17 protein-coding genes and 1 tRNA gene are annotated in these 19,532 nt (G+C 60.4%); 11 read left to right on the top strand and 7 right to left on the bottom strand.

Annotated elements, in window-relative coordinates:
• Nucleotides 1–50: 50 nt before the first annotated feature.
• Entirely contained in the window at nt 51–500 is a 450-nt protein-coding gene (locus AC1RTP_RS14475) for an outer membrane beta-barrel protein (protein WP_498608319.1), read from the bottom strand.
• Between the two features lie 115 nt (nt 501–615).
• Here AC1RTP_RS14475 and AC1RTP_RS14470 point away from each other — a divergent pair, with 115 nt between their 5' ends.
• Nucleotides 616–2,919, top strand: coding sequence for a DNA polymerase II (locus AC1RTP_RS14470; RefSeq protein ID WP_498608318.1), 2,304 nt, complete (start codon nt 616–618; stop codon nt 2,917–2,919).
• On the opposite strand, the gene AC1RTP_RS14465 is transcribed toward AC1RTP_RS14470, so the two are convergent.
• Nucleotides 2,916–3,446, bottom strand: coding sequence for a hypothetical protein (locus AC1RTP_RS14465; RefSeq protein WP_498608317.1), 531 nt, complete (start codon nt 3,444–3,446; stop codon nt 2,916–2,918). The genes AC1RTP_RS14470 and AC1RTP_RS14465 overlap by 4 nt on opposite strands.
• A gap of 327 nt (nt 3,447–3,773) precedes the next feature.
• Between AC1RTP_RS14465 and AC1RTP_RS14460 the strand changes: the two genes are divergently transcribed.
• The 4 genes from AC1RTP_RS14460 (at nt 3,774) to AC1RTP_RS14445 (ending at nt 12,116) form a co-directional block, all read left to right on the top strand.
• Nucleotides 3,774–6,818 (top strand): TonB-dependent receptor, encoded by a 3,045-nt coding sequence (locus AC1RTP_RS14460; RefSeq protein ID WP_498608316.1) that lies wholly within the window; start codon nt 3,774–3,776, stop codon nt 6,816–6,818.
• A gap of 82 nt (nt 6,819–6,900) precedes the next feature.
• Complete coding sequence (locus tag AC1RTP_RS14455) at nt 6,901–8,421, top strand: tryptophan halogenase family protein (protein ID WP_498608315.1); 1,521 nt, start codon at nt 6,901–6,903, stop codon at nt 8,419–8,421.
• Nucleotides 8,418–11,051 carry a beta-mannosidase gene (locus tag AC1RTP_RS14450; RefSeq protein WP_498608314.1) on the top strand — a complete coding sequence of 878 codons (2,634 nt, stop codon included), beginning with the start codon at nt 8,418–8,420 and terminating at the stop codon, nt 11,049–11,051. Before AC1RTP_RS14455 ends, AC1RTP_RS14450 begins: the two co-directional genes overlap by 4 nt.
• Before the next feature lie 78 nt (nt 11,052–11,129).
• Nucleotides 11,130–12,116, top strand: coding sequence for a LacI family DNA-binding transcriptional regulator (locus AC1RTP_RS14445; RefSeq protein ID WP_498608313.1), 987 nt, complete (start codon nt 11,130–11,132; stop codon nt 12,114–12,116).
• 6 nt (nt 12,117–12,122) lie between these two features.
• Here the strand turns inward: AC1RTP_RS14445 and AC1RTP_RS14440 are convergent, their stop codons facing one another.
• Both AC1RTP_RS14440 and AC1RTP_RS14435 read right to left on the bottom strand, forming a co-directional pair.
• Nucleotides 12,123–12,332 (bottom strand): hypothetical protein, encoded by a 210-nt coding sequence (locus AC1RTP_RS14440; RefSeq protein WP_498608312.1) that lies wholly within the window; start codon nt 12,330–12,332, stop codon nt 12,123–12,125.
• A gap of 114 nt (nt 12,333–12,446) precedes the next feature.
• A tRNA-Pro gene (locus AC1RTP_RS14435) sits at nt 12,447–12,523 on the bottom strand.
• A gap of 94 nt (nt 12,524–12,617) precedes the next feature.
• On the opposite strand from AC1RTP_RS14435, the gene arsC reads away from it, so the two are divergent.
• Nucleotides 12,618–12,965: an arsenate reductase (glutaredoxin) gene (gene arsC / locus AC1RTP_RS14430; RefSeq protein ID WP_498608311.1), complete on the top strand. Its 348-nt coding sequence runs from the start codon at nt 12,618–12,620 to the stop codon at nt 12,963–12,965.
• On the top strand, nt 12,966–13,781 hold the full coding sequence (locus AC1RTP_RS14425) for a hypothetical protein (protein ID WP_498608310.1): 816 nt from the start codon (nt 12,966–12,968) through the stop codon (nt 13,779–13,781).
• A gap of 39 nt (nt 13,782–13,820) precedes the next feature.
• Here AC1RTP_RS14425 and ispB read toward each other — a convergent pair whose 3' ends face one another.
• Nucleotides 13,821–14,798 carry an octaprenyl diphosphate synthase gene (ispB, locus tag AC1RTP_RS14420; protein ID WP_498608309.1) on the bottom strand — a complete coding sequence of 326 codons (978 nt, stop codon included), beginning with the start codon at nt 14,796–14,798 and terminating at the stop codon, nt 13,821–13,823.
• A gap of 201 nt (nt 14,799–14,999) precedes the next feature.
• On the opposite strand from ispB, the gene rplU reads away from it, so the two are divergent.
• The 4 genes from rplU to proB all read left to right on the top strand — a co-directional run bounded on the left by rplU (nt 15,000) and on the right by proB (nt 18,073).
• Nucleotides 15,000–15,311, top strand: coding sequence for a 50S ribosomal protein L21 (gene rplU / locus AC1RTP_RS14415; protein ID WP_055933037.1), 312 nt, complete (start codon nt 15,000–15,002; stop codon nt 15,309–15,311).
• 43 nt (nt 15,312–15,354) lie between these two features.
• Nucleotides 15,355–15,615 carry a 50S ribosomal protein L27 gene (gene rpmA, locus AC1RTP_RS14410; RefSeq protein WP_055933040.1) on the top strand — a complete coding sequence of 87 codons (261 nt, stop codon included), beginning with the start codon at nt 15,355–15,357 and terminating at the stop codon, nt 15,613–15,615.
• Nucleotides 15,616–15,706: 91 nt separating this feature from the next.
• Nucleotides 15,707–16,816: a GTPase ObgE gene (gene obgE / locus AC1RTP_RS14405; RefSeq protein ID WP_090437351.1), complete on the top strand. Its 1,110-nt coding sequence runs from the start codon at nt 15,707–15,709 to the stop codon at nt 16,814–16,816.
• A gap of 138 nt (nt 16,817–16,954) precedes the next feature.
• Entirely contained in the window at nt 16,955–18,073 is a 1,119-nt protein-coding gene (proB, locus tag AC1RTP_RS14400; RefSeq protein ID WP_498608308.1) for a glutamate 5-kinase, read from the top strand.
• A 108-nt stretch (nt 18,074–18,181) separates the two neighbouring features.
• Here the strand turns inward: proB and nth are convergent, their stop codons facing one another.
• Entirely contained in the window at nt 18,182–18,829 is a 648-nt protein-coding gene (gene nth, locus AC1RTP_RS14395; RefSeq protein ID WP_498608307.1) for an endonuclease III, read from the bottom strand.
• A complete protein-coding gene (gene rsxB / locus AC1RTP_RS14390; protein ID WP_498608306.1) occupies nt 18,826–19,503 on the bottom strand; it encodes an electron transport complex subunit RsxB in 678 nt (225 codons plus the stop codon). Before rsxB ends, nth begins: the two co-directional genes overlap by 4 nt.
• Nucleotides 19,504–19,532: the final 29 nt, after the last annotated feature.

Below are 19,532 nucleotides of genomic sequence, written 5' to 3'. Positions count from 1 at the left end.
AAAAGGCCGCCGGACCTTGATCCGGCGGCCTTTCTTTCCCAAGCAAGTGCTTAGAAGTTGTACGCCACGCCTACGCTCAGGTTGTGGGCGTTGTTGTATGGGCGTTGCAGTTCAATGCGGCCGGTAACCTGTTTGGTGAACTCGTAGCTCACGCCTGCGCCGAACAGGCCGCGGGTGACGTCATCGCCCGAACCGCTCAGGGTGTTGAAGCCCAGGCGGCCGTAGATGGCAACGCGGTTAGCCACTGGCATGGAGCCCAGTACGGAGATGGAGGTCTGCTTGATGCTGCCGCCGAAATCGCCCAGGTCACGGTAGCCCAGTTCCACAGCCACGTTCTGGTTGAAGTTGTAGCCGCCGAACACGCCAACGCTGGTGTCGCTGGAGTAGTGTTTGAACTTGGTCGAGCCGATGTCGCCGCCGACGTAGAAGTTGCCTTGTGCCGCGGAAGCAGCGAAAGAGGTAGCAGCCAGCAGGGCAGCAACGGTGAATTTCTTGATCATTAAGTTTCCTATTCTTTAACTAGATTGACTTGCTTGATGCAAGGCAACATTGAATTTTAGCGAACGCCTTTAAACACTGCAAATCCACTGTTCGTGCGTACAGTATAATTTCGCCATGCCTGGTTTTATCCTCACCCGCGCCTGGCGCGACGCCCGCGATGGCACGGAAATCGAGTTCTGGCTCGCCACCGATGACGGCCCTCGCAAAATCCTCCTGACGGAGCAAGCCTCGGTGGCTTTCGCCGAGGCTTCGCTGCGCGACACCATTGCCACCCTGGTTGCCGGCATGCCGGGCATCGACATCCGGGAAGTGGCGCTCAAGACTTTCCAGCGCGAGCCGGTGGTCGGCATCTACGCAAGCCATTACAAGCAGCTGCTGGCGCTGGAGCGCAAACTGGGCGAACGCGGCATCCGCCTGTTCGAGGCGGATATCAAACCGCCGGAGCGCTACCTGATGGAGCGCTTCATTACCGCCGGCGTTGAGTTCGACGGCGGCAAGCTGCGGCCCGCACCGGAGTTTCGTCCGCGCCTGCGCATGGTGTCGCTGGATATCGAGACCAGCGCTTTCGGCGACCTGTATTCGATTGCGCTGGAAGGCTGCGGCCAGCGTCAGGTATATATGCTGGGCGAACAACCCGCTGTGGCGCCCGACGTCGACTTCGACCTGGAATACTGTCCAACGCCGCGCCGCGTGATCGAAAAGCTCAACGAATGGTTCCGCGTGCACGACCCGGACGCCATCATCGGCTGGAGCGTGGTGCAGTTCGACCTGCAAACACTGCAAAAGAACGCCGAGAAGTACAAGGTGCCGCTGCTGCTTGGCCGCGAAGGCCGCCCCGTCGATTGGCGCACCCACCAGGCGCGCGACGGCTATGTGTTTGCCTCCATCCCCGGCCGCATTGCGATCGACGGCATCGAAGCCCTGCGCGCCGCGTCCTGGAATTTCCCTTCCTTCAGCCTGGAGACCGTGTCGCAGCAGCTGTTGGGGGAGGGCAAGGATATCGGCAGCGATTACGACAAGATGGCCGAAATCGAGCGCCGCTTCCGCGAGGACAAGCCGGCCCTGGCCACCTACAACCTGAAAGACTGCGAACTGGTGACGCGCATCTTCGAAAAGACGCGCGTGATGGACTTTATCCTGGAACGTTCGCACGTGACCGGACTGGTGCCCGACCACATGGGCGGATCGATTGCCGCCTTCAGCCACCAGTACTTGCCGCGCATGCACCGCGAAGGCTATGTGGCGCCGAATGTGGGCGAGGTTCCCGCCGTGGCCTCGCCGGGCGGCTTTGTGATGGACTCGCGCCCCGGCTTGTACGACTCTGTGGTGGTGCTTGACTTCAAGAGCCTGTACCCGTCGATTATCCGCTCCTTCCTGGTCGACCCGGTCGGCATGGTCGAAGGTGAAGTCGAGGATGATCCGGTACCGGGCATGCGCGGAGCCCAGTTCTCGCGCACGCGCCACTGCCTGCCCGCCATCACCACTCAATTATGGCAAGGCCGCGATGGCGCCAAGCGCGAAAAGAACGATGCTCTGTCGACCGCTCTCAAGCTGCTGATGAACTCTTTTGTCGGCGTGCTGGGTTCCACCGACTGCCGCTTCTACCACCCGCAGCTGATTTCTTCCGTCACACTGCGCGGCCACGAATTGCTCAAGCTCACGCGCGAATTGGTGGAGAAGGAGGGCTACGAAGCGATTTACGGGGACACGGATTCCATCTTCATCTGGCTCAAACGCCCGCACGAAACGGAAGAAGCGTTGGCCATTGCCCGCGCCCTGGTGGCCAAGATCAACAAGTGGTGGCGCGATCGGCTTAAGCGCAAATACAAACTGGAGAGCTTCCTGGAAATCGAGTTCGATACCTACTACCAGAAGTTCTTCATGCCCACCATTCGCGGCACGGAAATGGGCAGCAAGAAGCGCTACGCGGGCCTGACGAGCGACGGCGACATCATCTATCGCGGCCTTGAAGTTGCGCGCAGCGATTGGACGCCGCTGGCGCAGCAATTCCAGCAAGGCCTTTTCGCCCGCATTTTCCGCAACGAGCCATACCAGGACTTTGTGCGTGAATATGCCCGCAAGACGGTGTCCGGCGAACATGACGATCTGCTGGTTTATCGCAAGCGCTTGCGCCACCGCCTGGACGAATACCAGGTCAACGTGCCGCCGCAAGTGCGGGCCGCGCGCCTGGCCGATGAATTCAACAAATCGCAGGGTCGTCCGCTGCGCTACCAGAACGGCGGCCGTATCAGCTATGTGATCACCACCAGCGGGCCAGAGCCGCTGGAAGTGCAGCGCTCACCGATCGACTACCAGCATTATCTGGACAAGCAGTTGCAGCCCATTGCAGACGCCATCCTGCTGCCGCTGCACGACAGCTTCTCAGCCCTGACCACGACGCAGCAGGCACTGTTTTAGGTGCGCGGCATCAGCCATTTTGTGAAGAAGAGCAGCAGCACGGTGCCGACAAAGTCGCCCAGCGCCATGACGGCAAAGCTGTTCAGCAAATGGACGCGGCCTTCATACACGGCGAACCAGAGATGGTGCAGGAAGGGGCTGGCCAGCGAATAAGCAACGGCACAGGCCAGCACCTGCCATGCTGCCAGGTTGGCCAGCGAGCCTTGCAAGTCCAGCCAGCGCCGGGCGCCAAGGTAGACCAGGTAAGGCGCCGCGCTGGCCAGGATGCCGCCGGCAAAGTCGCGCACGGGTTCATTCGGGAATAGCAGGAAGAAGCAGTAAATCCAGGAGATCAGCAGCAAGCCGACCGCGCCCGCTTCGGCAAAGAGCAGGGTAGCCAGCAGTCGCACGCCGGCGGGGAGGTAGATCCAGTTGATGCCTTCCGCGAATTCGAACTGCTTGAACAGGAGTTCATTAATCAGCAGCGCCGCGCCGAACATGATCATCGTGGTGAGGATCATGAAAAGGTTTTGGCGGAGGCTCGGCATGAGGGGGTCTTATCAGAAAGGTAGTACGAATCGGACACCGCCTGTCACTGGCCGGGCGCCGCCGCGCGCGCCACTGGCCTGGTGGACGCTGTGTGCAGCGCAGGCATCGGGCCGCTAAAAGTGTGGCGAATTAGCCTCATTCCTGTTTACTAAAACAAAACTAAACTTCTTCTAAACGCAGAAAGTTTGTTGAAGTGGTCAAGGTTCCTTGTTTAACTATCCCTAGTGGAATGCGATTCCCACCAGGAGACAGGCGACAACCCCCGCCGTTTAGTAAATCGCCGTCTCACATAGAGCCCCGCCGCTGGGCATAACCAGGAGACCTATATGACGTTAAGAACCAACCTTGCGCCGATCACCATGGCGGTCAGCGCAGCCCTGCTGACACTTGCCAACGCCCAAGCGCAGACCGCGCAAGACCCGAATACGGTGGTGGTGACCGGTTACCGCTACTCGATCGAGAAAAGCCTTGACCAGAAACGCGAATCCAACTCGATCATCGAGGTGGTGACCGCTGAAGATATCGGTAAATTCCCAGACAAGAACGTGGCCGATGCGCTGCAGCGCGTACCGGGCGTGATCATCGACCGCAGCGGCGGCGAAGGCAAGAACGTCAGTGTGCGCGGCCTGTCCTCGGAGTTGACCCTCACGCAGTTGAATGGCAACTACATCGCCACCGCCGAATCGAACGGCGACCCGACCCGTTCCTTCAACTACATGCTGATGCCGTCGAATATGCTCTCCAGCGCGGAGCTGTTCAAGTCTCCTGAAGCGCGCATCGACGAAGGCGGCATCGGCGGCACCGTGATCCTGCACACCCGCCGTCCGCTGGACGTGAAGTCCGGCAGCGGTTTTGTATCCGCAGAAGGCACCTGGGCCGACACCACCAAGAAGGCCAACGGCCAGTTTGCCGGCCAATACGCCTGGCACGACGAGAGCAACCGCTTTGGCGTCCTGGTCGGCCTGACCTCGCAAAAGCGCACCACCCGCACCATGGGCGCCAGCACTGAAAACTGGCAGTGGTACGGTGACGACTACAAAGGCCACCCGGCGACCGACGTCAATGGCAAAGAGTCGAACCTGGACAGCTACTGGTGGGGCCAGTCTGGTTTCCACGACCAGAACGGCAAGTACTACACCAACTTCATGATGCCGACTTCGGTCAACTTCAACGTGAAGAGCGAAGAGCGCGAGCGCAAGGGCGGCCAGTTGACCCTGCAGTTCAAGCCAGTGCGCAACCTGACCCTGACTGCCAACTACTTCCGCTTTGACCTGAAGCAGAATTCCCAGACCAATACGCTGAAGATCCCTGAGTGGAACCTGGCGCGTTATGACGGCGACGGTAACTGGCCGGGTGGCCGCATGCTCGACGGCCTGACCTTCGACCCAAGCAAGACCATCGTCACCGGCGCCCAGTACAGCGCGCATGCCGGCAAGACCTACTACTGCAGCGAAGCGCAGGCTGCTGCCGGCGGCCAGCAACCAGGCGGTTGGGGTCCTGACGACTGCACCATTCCTACGCCGCAGATCACCGGCAGCTACAACCGCGAAAAAGCGCTGTCGCAGACCGCCGACTTCGAAGCAAACTGGAAGGGCCAGGACCTGGACGCGACCTTCAAGCTGGGACGTACCTGGGCTTCGGGCGGTCCTGAAATGCAGATGACGATGCCGATCAAGCCACGCATGCAAAACGCGGACGGCAGCTGGACCCTGGGTAACTACGCCAGCGCCTGGAACACAGTAGGCACGCCGAGCATGACCTTCTCGCCGCAGCTGATGGACAACCTGGCAAAAGGCATCGGCGAGATCGACCTGGGTTCCACTTCTTCGTCGTGGACCAAGAACAGCACCCAGCAGAAGTACGGCCAGGCCGACTTCACCTGGCACACCGACACCAAGTGGCTGGATTCCCTGCAGTTTGGCGCCAAGTATCGTGATGGCGGCACCCATCGCGCCACCGGCAACAACTACTGGGTTTGCAAAGGCGCCGATCCGTCCAACTACGACCAGCGCTTCCAGAACGGCTGCGATTCGACTGCCAACAAGTTCCAGTCGCAGTTCCTGTACGGCGAATCGCTGGGCAACCTGGCTGGCGGCATCAATGCCAGCGCCTTCCCTGCGATTAATTACCCGGCCTACATCTCGCACCTGGACCAGACATACGGCCAGATGCAGACGCGTAACGAAGACAACTTTATCTTCAATGTCAGCGAGAAGATTTCGGCCGCCTACCTGCAGGGCAATATCAAGGCAGACCGCCTGCGTGGTAACGTTGGCCTGCGTTTCGTGAAGACCAAGCAGCACGCCGATTCGACCGACCAGGTTGACTACTACAGCGACTACTTCTTCAACGGCGCCAATGGCAGCCCGGCTCCTTGCCAGGCAGGCGGCGCACCAGCAGTAGGCGCACCAGCCGGTTCCGGTTGCACCAGCGGCTTCACCCGCCTGCCGGAGCGCCTGTCGCACACCTCGTCGTTCGTGGTCAGCTCGCTCGACCGCACCTACAACGACGTGCTGCCAAGCCTGAACCTGGCCTATGACCTGAACCAGGACCTGGTGCTGCGTGCGGCTGCTTCGAAAGTGGTGGCGCGTCCAAGCTACGGCGATATTGCTTCGCCTGGCGGCCTGCAGAACTTCAGCCAGGAATACGTCAACGACCGCCGTCTGATCGGTGGCGGCGACAAGGTGGGCTGGTTCGGCGCCGGCAGCAACAAGCAGCTGGAGCCGTACAAGGCCAAGCAGATGGACCTGGGCCTGGAGTGGTACTTCCAGCGCGGTTCCGTGCTGGGTGTGGACTTCTTCCGCAAGAACGTCAGCAACTTCTCGGTGCCTGTGGTGCGCGACGTGACCATGGACGTCGGTGGCCAGAGCGTTGTGGTGCAGAGCTACTCGACCACTGCCGGCGGCCGTGACGGCGTGTCGAAGGGCGTTGAGCTGTATGCGCAGCACACCTTCTCGTCCGGCGTGGGCTTCCAGTTCAACTACACGTACAACAAGACCAACCAGGCAGCGATCAGCCTGGCCGACGGCACCGAAATCGGCAAGTCGCCGCTGGTGGGCAGCGCCAAGAACCAGGCTAACCTGACTGTGTTCTACGAAACCGCCGACTTCCTGGCGCGCGCTTCCTACAACCGCCGCGGCGTGGTGGTGGATGGCCTGGTCAACGGCTTGAACGTGTATGAAGAGCCTTACAGCCAGATCGACCTGAACGTGGCCTACAACATCACCAAGGAATTGAGCTTCACCGCCTCGGTGCTGAACCTGACCAAGCAGGAAACGCGCTCCCATCTGGGTGACGACACCAAGGACCGCTTCTACTCGAACGGTTATGCCGGCCGCGTTGCCTACTTTGGCCTGAACTACAAGTTCTAAGCCTTCCCTCCTTCCTCCTCGCGTGACCCGCGCGTAGCGCGGGGTGGCCGCGAGGAGGTTTTTTCCTGTTTGGGGTGCCGCAATGAACCTGCACGACCGAATCAGCAAGATCACAATCGTTGGTGGAGGAAGCGCGGGCTGGATGGCCGCTGCGGCGCTGGCCACTTATCTTGGCAAGGGCGCTTCGGTACGATTGATCGAGTCCGAAGAAATCGGCATCGTCGGCGTGGGGGAGGCAAGCGTCCCGCATATCAGGATGTTCAATGGACAAATGCTCGGCATCGACGAGACTGAGTTCATCAAGCGTACGCAGGGCACGATCAAGCTCGGCATCGAATTCAATGACTGGAGCCGCATCGGCGACAGTTACATCCACGGTTTCGGCACTATCGGCCGCTCGGTCGGGCCGCTGCCGTTCCACCAGTTCTGGCTCAAACTGTTCCAATCCGGGCGCGCTGCACCGATTGGCGAATACTCACCGCAAACCGTCATGGCGCCGCAAGGAAAATTCGCGCCTGGCGACCGCAATGCGCCACCGGGCTCGCCGTTGGCCGATATCGCTTACGCCTATCACTTCGACGCCAGCTTGTACGCGCGCTTCCTGCGCGAGCTGGGCGAACAGCGCGGCGTGCAGCGTATTGAAGGCAAGATCGTCGGCGTGAACCAGCGCGCCGATGACGGGTTTATCGAATCAGTGACGCTGGAAAGCGGCCAGGTGGTCGACGGCGAACTATTTATCGATTGTTCCGGCTTCCGTGGGCTGCTGATCGAACAGACGCTGAAGACCGGTTATGTGGACTGGACGCACTGGCTGCCATGCGACCGCGCCATGGCCGTGCCTTGCGAAAGCGTGGCCCCGATCACGCCTTACACGCGCTCCACTGCGCGCACAGCGGGCTGGCAATGGCGCATTCCGCTGCAGCACCGCACCGGCAATGGCTATGTATACTCGAGCAAGCATATCAGCGACGATGAAGCCGCCGCGACCCTGCTGGCCAACCTGGATGGCAAGGCGCTGGCCGAGCCGCGCGCTCTGCGTTTCACCACCGGCATGCGCAAGAAATTCTGGAACAAGAACGTGGTTGCACTGGGCTTGGCCAGCGGCTTCCTCGAACCGCTGGAATCCACCAGCATCTACCTGGCGCAAGCGGGCATTACGCGTCTGCTGGCGCTGTTTCCTAAACGTGATTTCCACCCGCAGCTTGAAGAGCGCTTCAACCGCGAATCCGCATTTGAATATGAGCGTGTGCGGGATTTCCTGATCCTGCACTACAACGCCACCGAACGAAACGACTCGCCGTTCTGGGACTACTGCCGCACCATGTCCATCCCGGACAGCCTGCGCGAGGCGGTTGAACTGTTCCGCTGCGATGGCCGCTACTTCCGCCATGGCGAAGACTTCTTCGCCCTGCCAAGCTGGGTGCAGGTGATGCTCGGGCAGCGCATCATTCCGCAAAGCTACCATCCGATCGTCGACGACATGCCGGAGGAAAAGCTGCTTGATGTTGTTGAAAGCATGCGGGTCAATTTGGCAAATGCCGTTGCCAGAATGCCGAGCCATCAGGAGTGGATTGAGCGTCACTGGAAGGCGAGCGCACCATGAGTACGCAACTGTACTGGCGCTCCCTGGTGATCCTGCTGCTCGGCCTGTGCCTGACGGCAGTTGCAGCTGTCGCCACTGCGGCAACGCCGGAGCGGGTCGTTGTAGGCAAAGCCTGGACCTTCCGCCTGGCGACGGGCAACGCGCAGCTGGCAGCGCACCCCGAGGCTGCACCGTGGCATTCGGCGAAGGTCCCGGGCACGGTACACACCGATCTGTTCGCAAACAAGCTGATTCCCGATCCCTACGTCGGCGCGCCGGAAGCCGGCCTGCAATGGATTGGCCTGGCGGACTGGGAATACAGTACCAGCTTCGACGCACCGCGCCAGACTGCACGCACTGACCTTGTCTTCGAGGGCCTCGACACTTTCGCCGAGATTTGGCTGAATGGCGAAAAGTTGCTTGATGCCGACAACGCCTTCCGCACGTGGCGCGTGCCGGTGCAGGGCAAGCTGCGCAACAAAGGCAACGAGCTGCGCGTCGTTTTGCGTTCGCCGATCGCAAAGCTGCTGCCGCAAGTGCAGGCCATGCCGCTCAAGCTGGCCGGAAATTACCCATCGCCTTACAGCGATGAACCAAAAGACGCGATGATCGGCAATTTTTCCCGCAAGCCCGGCTACCACTATGGCTGGGATTGGGGGCCGCGCTACGTCACCACAGGCATCTGGAAGCCGGTCGTTCTGGAAAGCTGGGACGCAGCGCGCATCGACAACCTGCAACTGCGCCAGGACCACGTGGACGAAGCCCGCGCCGACATCAGGGCAATCGCTTCGCTCGACGCCGTGCGCGATGGCGCTTTCGATCTCCGCCTGTGGCAAACCGCACCTGGCGACAAGCGGTCGCTGGCGGCGCAACGCCGCATTGAGCTACATGCAGGCGACAATCGCATTGAGCTCCCGCTTCACATCGAACGCCCGCAACGCTGGTTCCCGAATGGCTACGGCGCGCAGCCGCTGTATCGCTATGAGCTGGAAATTGCCGATGGCAAGAGCATCATCGCCAAGTCCATCGCCCGTACCGGCTTACGCAGTATCGAATTGCGCCGCGAGCCAGACGACAAGGGCAAGAGCTTCTACTTCGCTGTCAACGGCATTCCTGTCTTCGCCAAAGGCGCGAACAGTATTCCATTCGATATGTTCCAGCCGCGCGTGAGCAACGCGCAGTTGCGCCGCGTACTGCAATCCGCGCGCGACGCTAACATGAATTTCCTGCGCAGCTGGGGCGGCGGCTATTACGAGAGCGACGAGTTCTTCGACCTGGCCGACGAACTTGGCCTGTTGGTCTGGCAAGACTTCATGTTCGGCGGCGGTATGCCGCCTGCTTACGACGACGCCTTCCGCGCCAACGTCGTCGCCGAAGCGCGCGACAATGTACGGCGTTTACGAAACCACCCAAGCCTTGCCCTATGGTGCGGCAACAACGAAGAAGAAATCGCCTGGAAATACTGGGGCCCTGGCAAAGAAATGACGGCGGCCGATCCAGCCTTCGCCGCTAAAGTCTGGAACGGCTACCAGCAGCTGTTCGGCACCGATCTGCGCAGGGTAGTGGCGGAAGAGGGCGGCGGCATCGCCTACTGGGCCAGCTCGCCCAGTGACGACCTGGCCGAAGTAGCCAACACCCCTGCCAGCGGCGACATGCACTATTGGGAAGTGTGGGGCAATCCCGCGCATCCGCCATCGAAATACCTGGAGATCACGCCGCGCTTCATGTCCGAATACGGCCTGCAGGCATGGCCGGTGCAGCGCACGATTGACGCCTTTGCCAAACGCGCCGACCAGGGCATCGCCACACCAGTCATTGAAGCGCACCAGAAATTCCTTGCTGGTAAAGGCAATGAGCGCCTGATGAAGTACGTGAACTACGAATTTGGCGAGCCAAAAGACTTCGCCCACTTCGTCTACCTTAGCCAGGCCGCGCAAGCAGAAGGCATCGAACTGGCAGCGCTGCACCACCGCGCCAGCCGCCCCTACACCATGGGTTCTCTGTACTGGCAGCTTAATGACGTGTGGCCCGGCGCCTCGTGGTCCAGCGTGGACTGGTTCGGGCGCTGGAAAGCCTTGCAGTTCCACGCACGCCGCTTCTACGCTCCGATCGCCGTCGCTGCCTTGCGCAGCCCTGAAGGCCGCACTAGGGTCAGCCTGCTCAACGACCGCACGCACGCTGTCCAAGGCGAGTTGCGCCTGCGGGTGATGACCTTGGACGGTAAAGTTCTGCGCGACGAGCGCAAGCCGCTCGAACTGACGCCATTGTCTGCCGCAAGCTTGCCCGAATACGAGGATAAGGATTTGCTCGGCAGCGCCGACCCCGCAAGTACCGTCGCGGTATTCGACCTGCAGGCAGAAGGCGAACCTACGTCGCGCGGCCTGGTGTATTTCAAGGCAGCGAAGGACATGCGCTGGCCCGCTCCCGGTTTGCATGCCGAGTTGCGGCGCGATGGCGCAGGCTACCGGCTCGAATTGAAGGCCGCGAATCTTGCCCGCGCAGTCTGGATCGACTTTGGCGAGGCCGATGCCGAAGTCTCCGACAACGCTTTGACCCTGCTTCCGGGAGAAAGCGTCTCCTTGCGCATTTCATCAAAAGCCGGACTGACCGCGCTGCGTAAATCGCTGCGCCTGCTTTCGGTAGCGGGGTAGTTGCCGGTTGACGCCCCCATAAGCGGCTGATATAACGCAGCCAGAAGCGTTTAATAAACCGGAAAAGGGAGACTTTTTGTGAGCCAGGTCACACTGCGCGATATCGCGGAAGCCACCGGGCTTTCTATCGGCACCGTATCGCGCGCGCTGAAGAATCAGGCCGGCATGACCGAAGCCACACGCGACAAAGTGCGCAAGGCCGCCCTCAAGCTTGGCTATGACTTCGCGCAGCTCAAGAAAGGGCGCATCCGACGCATCGCCTTCCTGCTGCATAGCCAGCACAATACGCTGGCATCGAGCCCGTTTTTTTCGCCGGTGCTGCAAGGCGCGGAAGAAGCCTGCCGGCGTGAAGGAATCGCGCTGTCCTTTATCGCAGTAGGTCCTGCCGATCCTGTGCTGGCCCAGATCCGCCTGCACCAGCCTGACGCCATCTTGTGCGCGGGCTTCTTCGAACCGGAAGTGCTGGCCGCCTTGCATCAGGTCGGGAAGCCAATGGTACTGGTGGACATGCACCGCATAGGCTTCACCTCGGTCAACCCTGACAATGCGCGCGGCGGCTACCTGGCCACCCAGCACCTGCTGCGCACTGGCCGCAAGCGGGTCGCCATGCTGTCCGGTTCATTGGCCCACTACAGTATCCAGCAGCGCAACCATGGCTTCCGCAAGGCGCTGTTCGACGCCAAGGTCCATGCCGACCCCGATCTGGAAGTGATTGTGCCCAGCATGGGCGATGGAGAAGACGGCGTAACGCAAGCCATGCGCAGCCTGCTAGCCCTGCCCAAGCGGCCCGACGCGCTGTTCTGCTACAACGATATTACGGCGCTGGCGGCCATGAAGTACTGCCTGAACGAAGGGATGAAGATCCCGCACGATATCGCAATCGTAGGCTTCGACGACATCAGCAGCGCCGCCGCCGCCATTCCTCCCCTCAGCACGATTCACGTGGATAAGGAGGCCCTGGGGCGCGCCGGTGTTGAATTACTGCTGCAGGACCCGGACGAAAATCCAGCCCAGATCACCATGCCGGTGGAAATGGTCGTACGCGAAAGCAGTTGCGACGATTAAGCTGGATTATTCTGCCAGCGCAGCCTTTTCTTCAGCGGTCAGGCGCTTGGCCGAAACCACTACTACTGGAGGTGCAACGTTTGCGGCGGTCGCCACGTGAGCGACTGGCGCGCGTGCGGCCAGCAGTTTAGGCACGGCAGCTACCGCCGCTGCGGAAACACCGATCAGTGCCAGTGCGCCTACAAAGATAAATTCCATGTTTTTGCTAAGGTTCATACTGTTCTCCGTGAAATGTTGTCCGGGCGAGAACATTATGATGCGCTGCAACATATAATTCTAATTCTTTGTTTTAATACGGCATATTCACAAAGAATATAACTTAGAATTTAATGGTCGGGGTGAGAGGATTCGAACCTCCGGCCTCTACGTCCCGAACGTAGCGCTCTACCGGGCTAAGCTACACCCCGACTGGTGTGAAATCATTCTACCCATAATTTTGTGCAATTATCAACTCCATTGCTGAGTGATATAGTGGGGTCTTTGTATAACTTGATTTGCACTATGGGAATTACCATTTATCACAACAATGCATGCAGCAATTCGCGCGGCGCGCTGGCGCTGATCCGCGAGGCAGGCATTGAGCCGGAAATCGTTGAATACCTGAAGGCGCCGCCATCGCGTGAAGTGCTGATCGACTTGATCGCGCGCGCAGGCCTGACTGCACGCGGTGCCATGCGCGACAAGGGCGAGCTGTATGACCAGCTTGGCCTGGGCGATGAGTCGCTGCCGGAGTCCAAACTGATTGATGCCATGATGGCGCATCCCGAACTGATCAACCGTCCTTTCGTGGTGACCGACAAGGGCGTGCGCCTGTGCCGTCCACCGGAAACGGTTAAAGAGATCCTGTAAGTGCGCAAAGCCTTCGCCCTCGCTGTCATGGCTGCCTCGCTGGCGGCAAGTGCACATGCCGATACCGCGGAATGCGAGATCGACATGCTGGCTACCTATCCCTTCTCGCATCGTCCGACGGCGGAACAGGTCGCAGCCCTGAAGGACTGCGATGCGGACAAGCTGTATTACGGCATTGGCGTGCATTTCGATTATGTGAAGGCGCGGCACTGTGCATTTGCCAAGGATAATCAGGACGTCCTGATGATGTTGTACGCGAATGGCCTTGGCGTGCCTCGTAACTATGCTGTGGCGAAGATGGCGGCCTGCCGTGCCGACGCGCTGCCGCCTGAAACTGATGCTCGCCTGGCGCGCCTGACCCGTATGCAAACCGGGAAGGAAGGCCCGTCGCCAAAGATTGATATTTGCGATGACGCGGCCAGTAGCCATCTTGGCGCGCGCTGCGAGGTAATTAAATTGGGCCTGGTCGACCAGGATCGCAATGCGCGCATCGACACTATCTCTGCCCGCTGGAGGGATTCGGACAAAGCTGCGCTGCAGCAGTTGCGGAACCAGGTTGCTGATTCGGCGCAGCTTGAAGAGGTGTTCATTGCCTTGCAGGAGTTCGAGTCTGGCAAGCTGCCGTCGTTCACGCTGGAAGATGCGGCTAGCGCGGAGAGGGAAATGGGCCTGATGAAAATCGTGCCTGAAAGACAGCGGATCTGGCTGGCCTATCGCGATGCCTGGATTGTGCTTGGGAAGCTGCGCTACCCGTCGGTGGCACCGCATGCTTGGCGGGCGTATTTTGCTAAGCGGCGCATCGCAGCGGTAAAATAAAAAAGGCCAAAAAAAGGCGCCGATTCGGCGCCTTAGTATTTAGTGGCTGCGGTCCACTGAGAAGCGGGCCAGCTGCAGCAAGGATTGCTTGTATTCGCTGTCCGGCATTCCGGCGATGGCGTCGATTGCGCGCTGTGCTGCCACTTGGGCGGCGTGGCGGGTGTAGTCCAGGGCGCCGCTGGTGGTGATGGCGGCCAGGATGGTGTCGAAGTGCTGCTCGTCGCCGTTCTCGATGCAGGAGCGCACCAGGGCGCGCTGCTCCTCGGTGCCGTTCATCATCAGCCAGATCAGCGGCAGGGTAGGTTTGCCTTCGCGCAGGTCGTCGCCTACGTTCTTGCCGATTTCCTCAGCGTCGCCGGCATAATCCAGCACGTCGTCGATCAGCTGGAAGGCGGTGCCCAGGGAACGGCCGTATTCGCCGGCGGCGGCGATGTGTTCATCCGAAGCACCGGCAACCAACGCGCCCAGTTCCGCGGCAGCCTCGAACAGCTTGGCGGTCTTGGAGCGGATCACCTGCAGGTAGCTTTCCTCGGACACGTCCGGGTCGTGCATGTTCAGCAGCTGCAGCACTTCGCCCTCGGCGATGACGTTGGTCGCATCGGACAGGATCTGCATCACGCGCATGGAATCCAGCGACACCATCATCTGGAAGGCGCGGGAGTAGAGGAAGTCGCCCACCAGCACGGAGGCAGCATTGCCGAAGAGCGCATTGGCAGTCTGGCGGCCGCGGCGCATTGACGATTCGTCAACAACGTCATCATGCAGCAGGGTAGCGGTGTGGATGAATTCCACGACGGCGGCCAGCTCGTGGTGAGCGACGCCTTTGTAACCGTAGGCATTCGCCACCAGCAGGACCAGCACTGGTCGGATACGCTTGCCGCCCGCGCTGATGATATATTCAGCAATCTGGTTGACCAGGGCCACTTCCGAGTGGAGGCGCTGGCGAATCACCGAGTTGACCGCGTCCATATCGGCGGCAATGGTGCTGGTGATAGTGTTCTGGGCGTTGTTCGACAAGGCAAACCTGCTAGTAACGTTGGTAAGAGTGCCGCGATTATACGTTACTCGTTGCCCACATACCACGTGGGCCGTCCGCCGACAATACCTTTTGACCGATTTCCCGAATCTATGTATAATCGGCGGTTCCCCGGCTTTCGCCTTGTTGTTTTTGGGTGTTGAGCAAGGGAGACTTATTAACAATTCAAGAGGTTTCCAATCATGTACGCGGTCATAAAAACCGGCGGCAAACAATACAAAGTTGCTGCTGGCGAAAAAATTAAAGTAGAACAGTTGCCGGCTGACATTGGTTCCGAAATCACTATCGACCAGGTTCTCGCCGTAGGCGCGGGCGACAGCATCAAGTTTGGTGCTCCACTGGTTGCAGGTGCATCGGTTCTGGTGAAAGTAGTCGCACAAGGTCGTCACGACAAGGTCCGTATCTTCAAGATGCGCCGTCGTAAGCACTACCAGAAGCGTCAAGGCCATCGCCAAAACTTCACCGAAATCCAAATCGTTTCGATCAACGGCTAATCGCTGTTCATCAAGACTCACCGAGCTATCAAGGAGTAACTAAATGGCACACAAAAAAGGCGGCGGTACTACCCGCAACGGTCGCGACTCTGAATCAAAACGCCTTGGCGTTAAAGTGTACGGCGGCCAGACCATCAATGCTGGTGGCATCATCATCCGTCAACGCGGCACCCCAGTGTCCGCTGGCGAAGGCGTAGGCACCGGTAAGGACCACACCCTGTTCGCACTGGTGGACGGCGTTGTGAAGTTCGTGACCAAGGGTCCGGACAGCAAGAAGTACGTTACCGTCATCGCTGCTGCTTAATCAGCGACGAATACTGGTACAGTAAGGCGAAAGCCTTCTCTCCAAAAGGCTCTGCCAGTGGTAGGGCCTTTTTAGTTTTAAAGGTGGTCTCATGAAGTTTATTGACGAAGCACGCATCGAAGTCATCGCCGGCAGCGGCGGCAATGGCTGCGCCTCTTTTTGCCGTGAAAAATTCCGTCCATTCGGCGGCCCTGACGGCGGCGACGGCGGCAAAGGCGGCAGCATCTGGGCGGTAGCCGACCGTAACGTCAATACGCTGGTGGACTATCGCTATTCCAAGATGCACCGCGCCGGCAACGGCGAATCCGGCCGCGGCTCCGATTGCTACGGCAAGGGCGCAGACGACATCTTCCTGCGCATGCCGGTCGGCACACTGGTGATCGATGAAGTGTCGGGCGAAATCATCGCCGACATGACCGAACACGGCCAGATGGAACTGCTGGCAAAGGGCGGCGAGGGCGGCTGGGGCAACATCCACTTCAAGACCTCGACCAACCGCGCACCGCGCCAGAAGACCGACGGCAAAGACGGCGAACGCCGCGAGCTGCGCCTGGAGCTGAAAGTGCTGGCCGACGTTGGCCTGCTGGGCATGCCGAATGCCGGCAAATCGACCTTCATCACCGCCGTGTCGAATGCCCGTCCGAAGATCGCCGACTACCCGTTCACCACCCTGCACCCGAACCTGGGCGTCGTGCGTGTGTCGCACGAAAAGTCGTTCGTGATCGCGGACATTCCTGGCCTGATCGAAGGCGCATCTGAAGGTGCGGGCCTGGGCCACCAGTTCCTGCGCCACCTGTCGCGCACCGGCCTGCTGCTGCACATCGTCGACCTGGCGCCGTTCGAGGCGACTGTCGATCCGGTGAAGGAAGCCAAGGCACTGGTCAAGGAACTGCAAAAGTACGATCCTGCGCTGGGCGACAAGCCGCGCTGGCTGGTGCTGAACAAGCTGGACGTAGTGCCGGAAGAAGAGCGCGCCAAGAAGGTCAAGGACTTCGTGAAGAAGTTCGGCTTCAAGGGCCCGGTATTCGAAATCTCCGCACTGTCCCACGAAGGCACGCAGGAACTGGTCAACGCCATCTACCTGCACCTGGAGCAGCAGCGCTACTCCGAGCAGCGCTCGGAAGAAGTGCAGATGACGGAAGAAGCACGCGGTATCTCCTCCATCGACCCGGACGACCCACGTTTCAAAGTTCTCGATTAAAATCGAGGATACCTCTTATCTTTGCCGCCCCTGCCAACCGCGGGGGCGCGCACTGTCTGCGGCAAGCCGGCAACATCCTGCCCGGCGCATCACCAGAAGTTTCGCTTACCTTTTGTTTGATCAGACTTTTGCCGTCCTATGAATTCGCTTATCCAGAACTCCTCCCGCATTATCATCAAAGTGGGCTCTTCGCTCGTCACCAATGACGGCCGCGGGCTCGATCATGCCGCTATCGCCCGTTGGGCCTCGCAGATTTCCGCCCTGCGTGCGCTGGGCAAGGAAGTTGTGCTGGTCAGCTCCGGCGCCGTAGCCGAAGGCATGCTGCGACTGGGCTTCGACAAGCGACCGACGGACATCCACGAACTTCAAGCATGCGCCGCAGTGGGCCAGATGGGCCTTGCACAGATTTATGAAACCAGCTTCCGCGCGCACGGCATCGGCACCGCGCAGGTGCTGTTGACCCACGCCGACTTGGCCGACCGCGAACGCTATCTGAACGCGCGCTCGACGCTGACTACCTTGCTGGCGCTGGGCGTAGTCCCGATCATCAACGAGAACGACACCGTCGTCACCGACGAAATCAAGTTCGGCGACAACGACACGCTGGGCGCGCTGGTAGCCAACCTGATCGAAGCCGACGCGCTGATCATCTTGACCGACCAGCGCGGCCTGTTCAGCGCCGACCCGCGCAAGGACCCAGCGGCCTACCTGATCACCCACGGCCGCGCCGGCGATCCAACGCTGGAAGCCATGGCTGGCGGCGCCGGCTCCTCGCTCGGTCGCGGCGGCATGCTGACCAAGATCCTCGCCGCCAAACGCGCCGCCAAATCAGGCGCGCACACGGTAATCGCCTTCGGCCGCGAAGCCGACGTGCTGACCCGCCTGGCGGGTGGCGAAAGCATCGGCACCGAACTGGCCGCACAAACCGGCCACCTGACCGCGCGTAAGCAATGGATGGCCGATCACCTGCACACCGCAGGCCAGGTTGTGCTGGACGCGGGCGCGGTGCAGAAGCTGGTGAAAGAAGGCAAGTCCCTGCTGCCGATTGGCGTGATTGAAGTGCACGGAGAATTCGGCCGCGGCGCCGTCATCACCTGCGTCGGCGAAGACGGCCACGCCATTGCCCGCGGCATCAGCAACTACACCAGCGCCGAAACCCGCCGCATCAAGCGCAAGCCTTCCGCCGAAATCGAAGCCATCCTCGGCTACGTCGAAGGCCACGAACTGATCCACCGCGACAATATGGTCCTACTGTAGAACTCGTGTCCCACCATGGGGTCACACCCGAAATGAGACACGAGCTGGTCCGGTATATGGAAGAGGTCGTGTCCCGAAACCGGTGTGACCCCAAGGTGGGACACGGGCTCAGGCGTCGGCGGGGGCGGGGGTCTTGCCTTTGAATTCGCAGAGGTCGGCGATGATGCAGTTCCAGCACTTGGGCTTGCGCGCTATGCAGGTGTAGCGGCCGTGCAGGATCAGCCAGTGGTGGGCGTCCATCAGGAATTCCTTCGGTACGAACTTCATCAGCTTTTGCTCGACGATGTCGACGTTCTTGCCTGGTGCGATGCCGGTTCGGTTGGAGACGCGGAAGATGTGCGTATCGACAGCCATTGCAATCTGCCGGAAGGCGGTATTCAACACTACGTTTGCGGTCTTGCGGCCTACGCCTGGCAACTGCTCCAGTTCCTCGCGGGTTTCCGGTACTTCGCCGCCGTACTGGTCCACGAGGATCTGACAGGTCGCGATCACATTCTTCGCCTTGGTCTTGTACAAGCCAATCGTGCGGATGTATTCAGTCAGCTCGTCGAGACCCAAATCCAGGATCGCTTGCGGGGTATTCGCCACCGGGTATAGCTTGCGCGTGGCCTTGTTCACACCCACGTCGGTTGCTTGCGCCGACAGCAGCACAGCGATCAGCAGCTCGAATGGCGTCGTGTATGCGAGTTCGGTTTCAGGGTTCGGGTTGGCTTCGCGAAGGCGCGTGAAAATCTCTAGTCGTTTTGCAGGATTCATTTGTCTTGGCTGCCTTCGCCACGTTTGCGGGCGCGTTCCATGGCGGCGGCGATGATCTGGCGTTTGCGTTCTTTCTCTGCTGCTTCGGCATCGTTCTCCGGCGAGAGTCGTTCAACGGCGGCGGCCTTGGCGTGCGCCTTGGCGGCCAGGCGCGCATCGTTCTCTTCGCGTTCGCGGATCAGGTGCACGAGGCGGAAGTCGTGGCGGTCGCGCGCTTCATCGGCCTGCGCCTGCGTCCACGCGTCCCAGCCGGTGGTTTCCGTCACCGGGTACATCACGATGCAGTCGACGGGGCAGGCTGGCACGCACAGGTCGCAGCCGGTGCACTGTTCGGGCACGATGGTGTGCATCTGCTTGGCCGCGCCAAGGATGGCGTCGACCGGGCATGCCTGGATGCAGAGCGTGCAGCCGATGCACAGCGATTCGTCGATGAAGGCCACCGCGCGCGGGCGTTCGAAGCCGTTGACGGGATTCAGGGGGATGACGGGGCGCCCGGTAACGCTGGATAACCGGCGGATGCCTTCTGCGCCGCCCGGTGGGCATTGGTTGATGTTCGCTTCACCGGACGCAATCGCTTCCGCGTACGGGCGGCAGCCTTTATAGCCGCACTTCGTGCATTGGGTTTGCGGCAGCACGTCCTCGATGCGGTCGGCCAGGGTCTTCGGTTCAGTCACGGTAAGAGGCGAAACGGTAAAGCGCTATT

The organism is Pseudoduganella sp. GW821-FHT11H04 (assembly GCF_058807935.1).
Note: the sequence above shows the minus strand (reverse complement) of the source record. Positions and strands in the feature narration are given on the sequence as shown.

Bases quoted from the DNA above. Each gene is read 5' to 3' on its own strand.
- AC1RTP_RS14475 (WP_498608319.1), bottom strand. From the start codon at position 500: ATGATCAAGAAATTCACCGTTGCTGCCCTGCTGGCTGCTACCTCTTTC.
- AC1RTP_RS14470 (WP_498608318.1), top strand. From the start codon at position 616: ATGCCTGGTTTTATCCTCACCCGCGCCTGGCGCGACGCCCGCGATGGC.
- AC1RTP_RS14465 (WP_498608317.1), bottom strand. From the start codon at position 3,446: ATGCCGAGCCTCCGCCAAAACCTTTTCATGATCCTCACCACGATGATC.
- AC1RTP_RS14460 (WP_498608316.1), top strand. From the start codon at position 3,774: ATGACGTTAAGAACCAACCTTGCGCCGATCACCATGGCGGTCAGCGCA.
- AC1RTP_RS14455 (WP_498608315.1), top strand. From the start codon at position 6,901: ATGAACCTGCACGACCGAATCAGCAAGATCACAATCGTTGGTGGAGGA.
- AC1RTP_RS14450 (WP_498608314.1), top strand. From the start codon at position 8,418: ATGAGTACGCAACTGTACTGGCGCTCCCTGGTGATCCTGCTGCTCGGC.
- AC1RTP_RS14440 (WP_498608312.1), bottom strand. From the start codon at position 12,332: ATGAACCTTAGCAAAAACATGGAATTTATCTTTGTAGGCGCACTGGCA.
- arsC (WP_498608311.1), top strand. From the start codon at position 12,618: ATGGGAATTACCATTTATCACAACAATGCATGCAGCAATTCGCGCGGC.
- rplU (WP_055933037.1), top strand. From the start codon at position 15,000: ATGTACGCGGTCATAAAAACCGGCGGCAAACAATACAAAGTTGCTGCT.
- rpmA (WP_055933040.1), top strand. From the start codon at position 15,355: ATGGCACACAAAAAAGGCGGCGGTACTACCCGCAACGGTCGCGACTCT.
- obgE (WP_090437351.1), top strand. From the start codon at position 15,707: ATGAAGTTTATTGACGAAGCACGCATCGAAGTCATCGCCGGCAGCGGC.
- proB (WP_498608308.1), top strand. From the start codon at position 16,955: ATGAATTCGCTTATCCAGAACTCCTCCCGCATTATCATCAAAGTGGGC.
- nth (WP_498608307.1), bottom strand. From the start codon at position 18,829: ATGAATCCTGCAAAACGACTAGAGATTTTCACGCGCCTTCGCGAAGCC.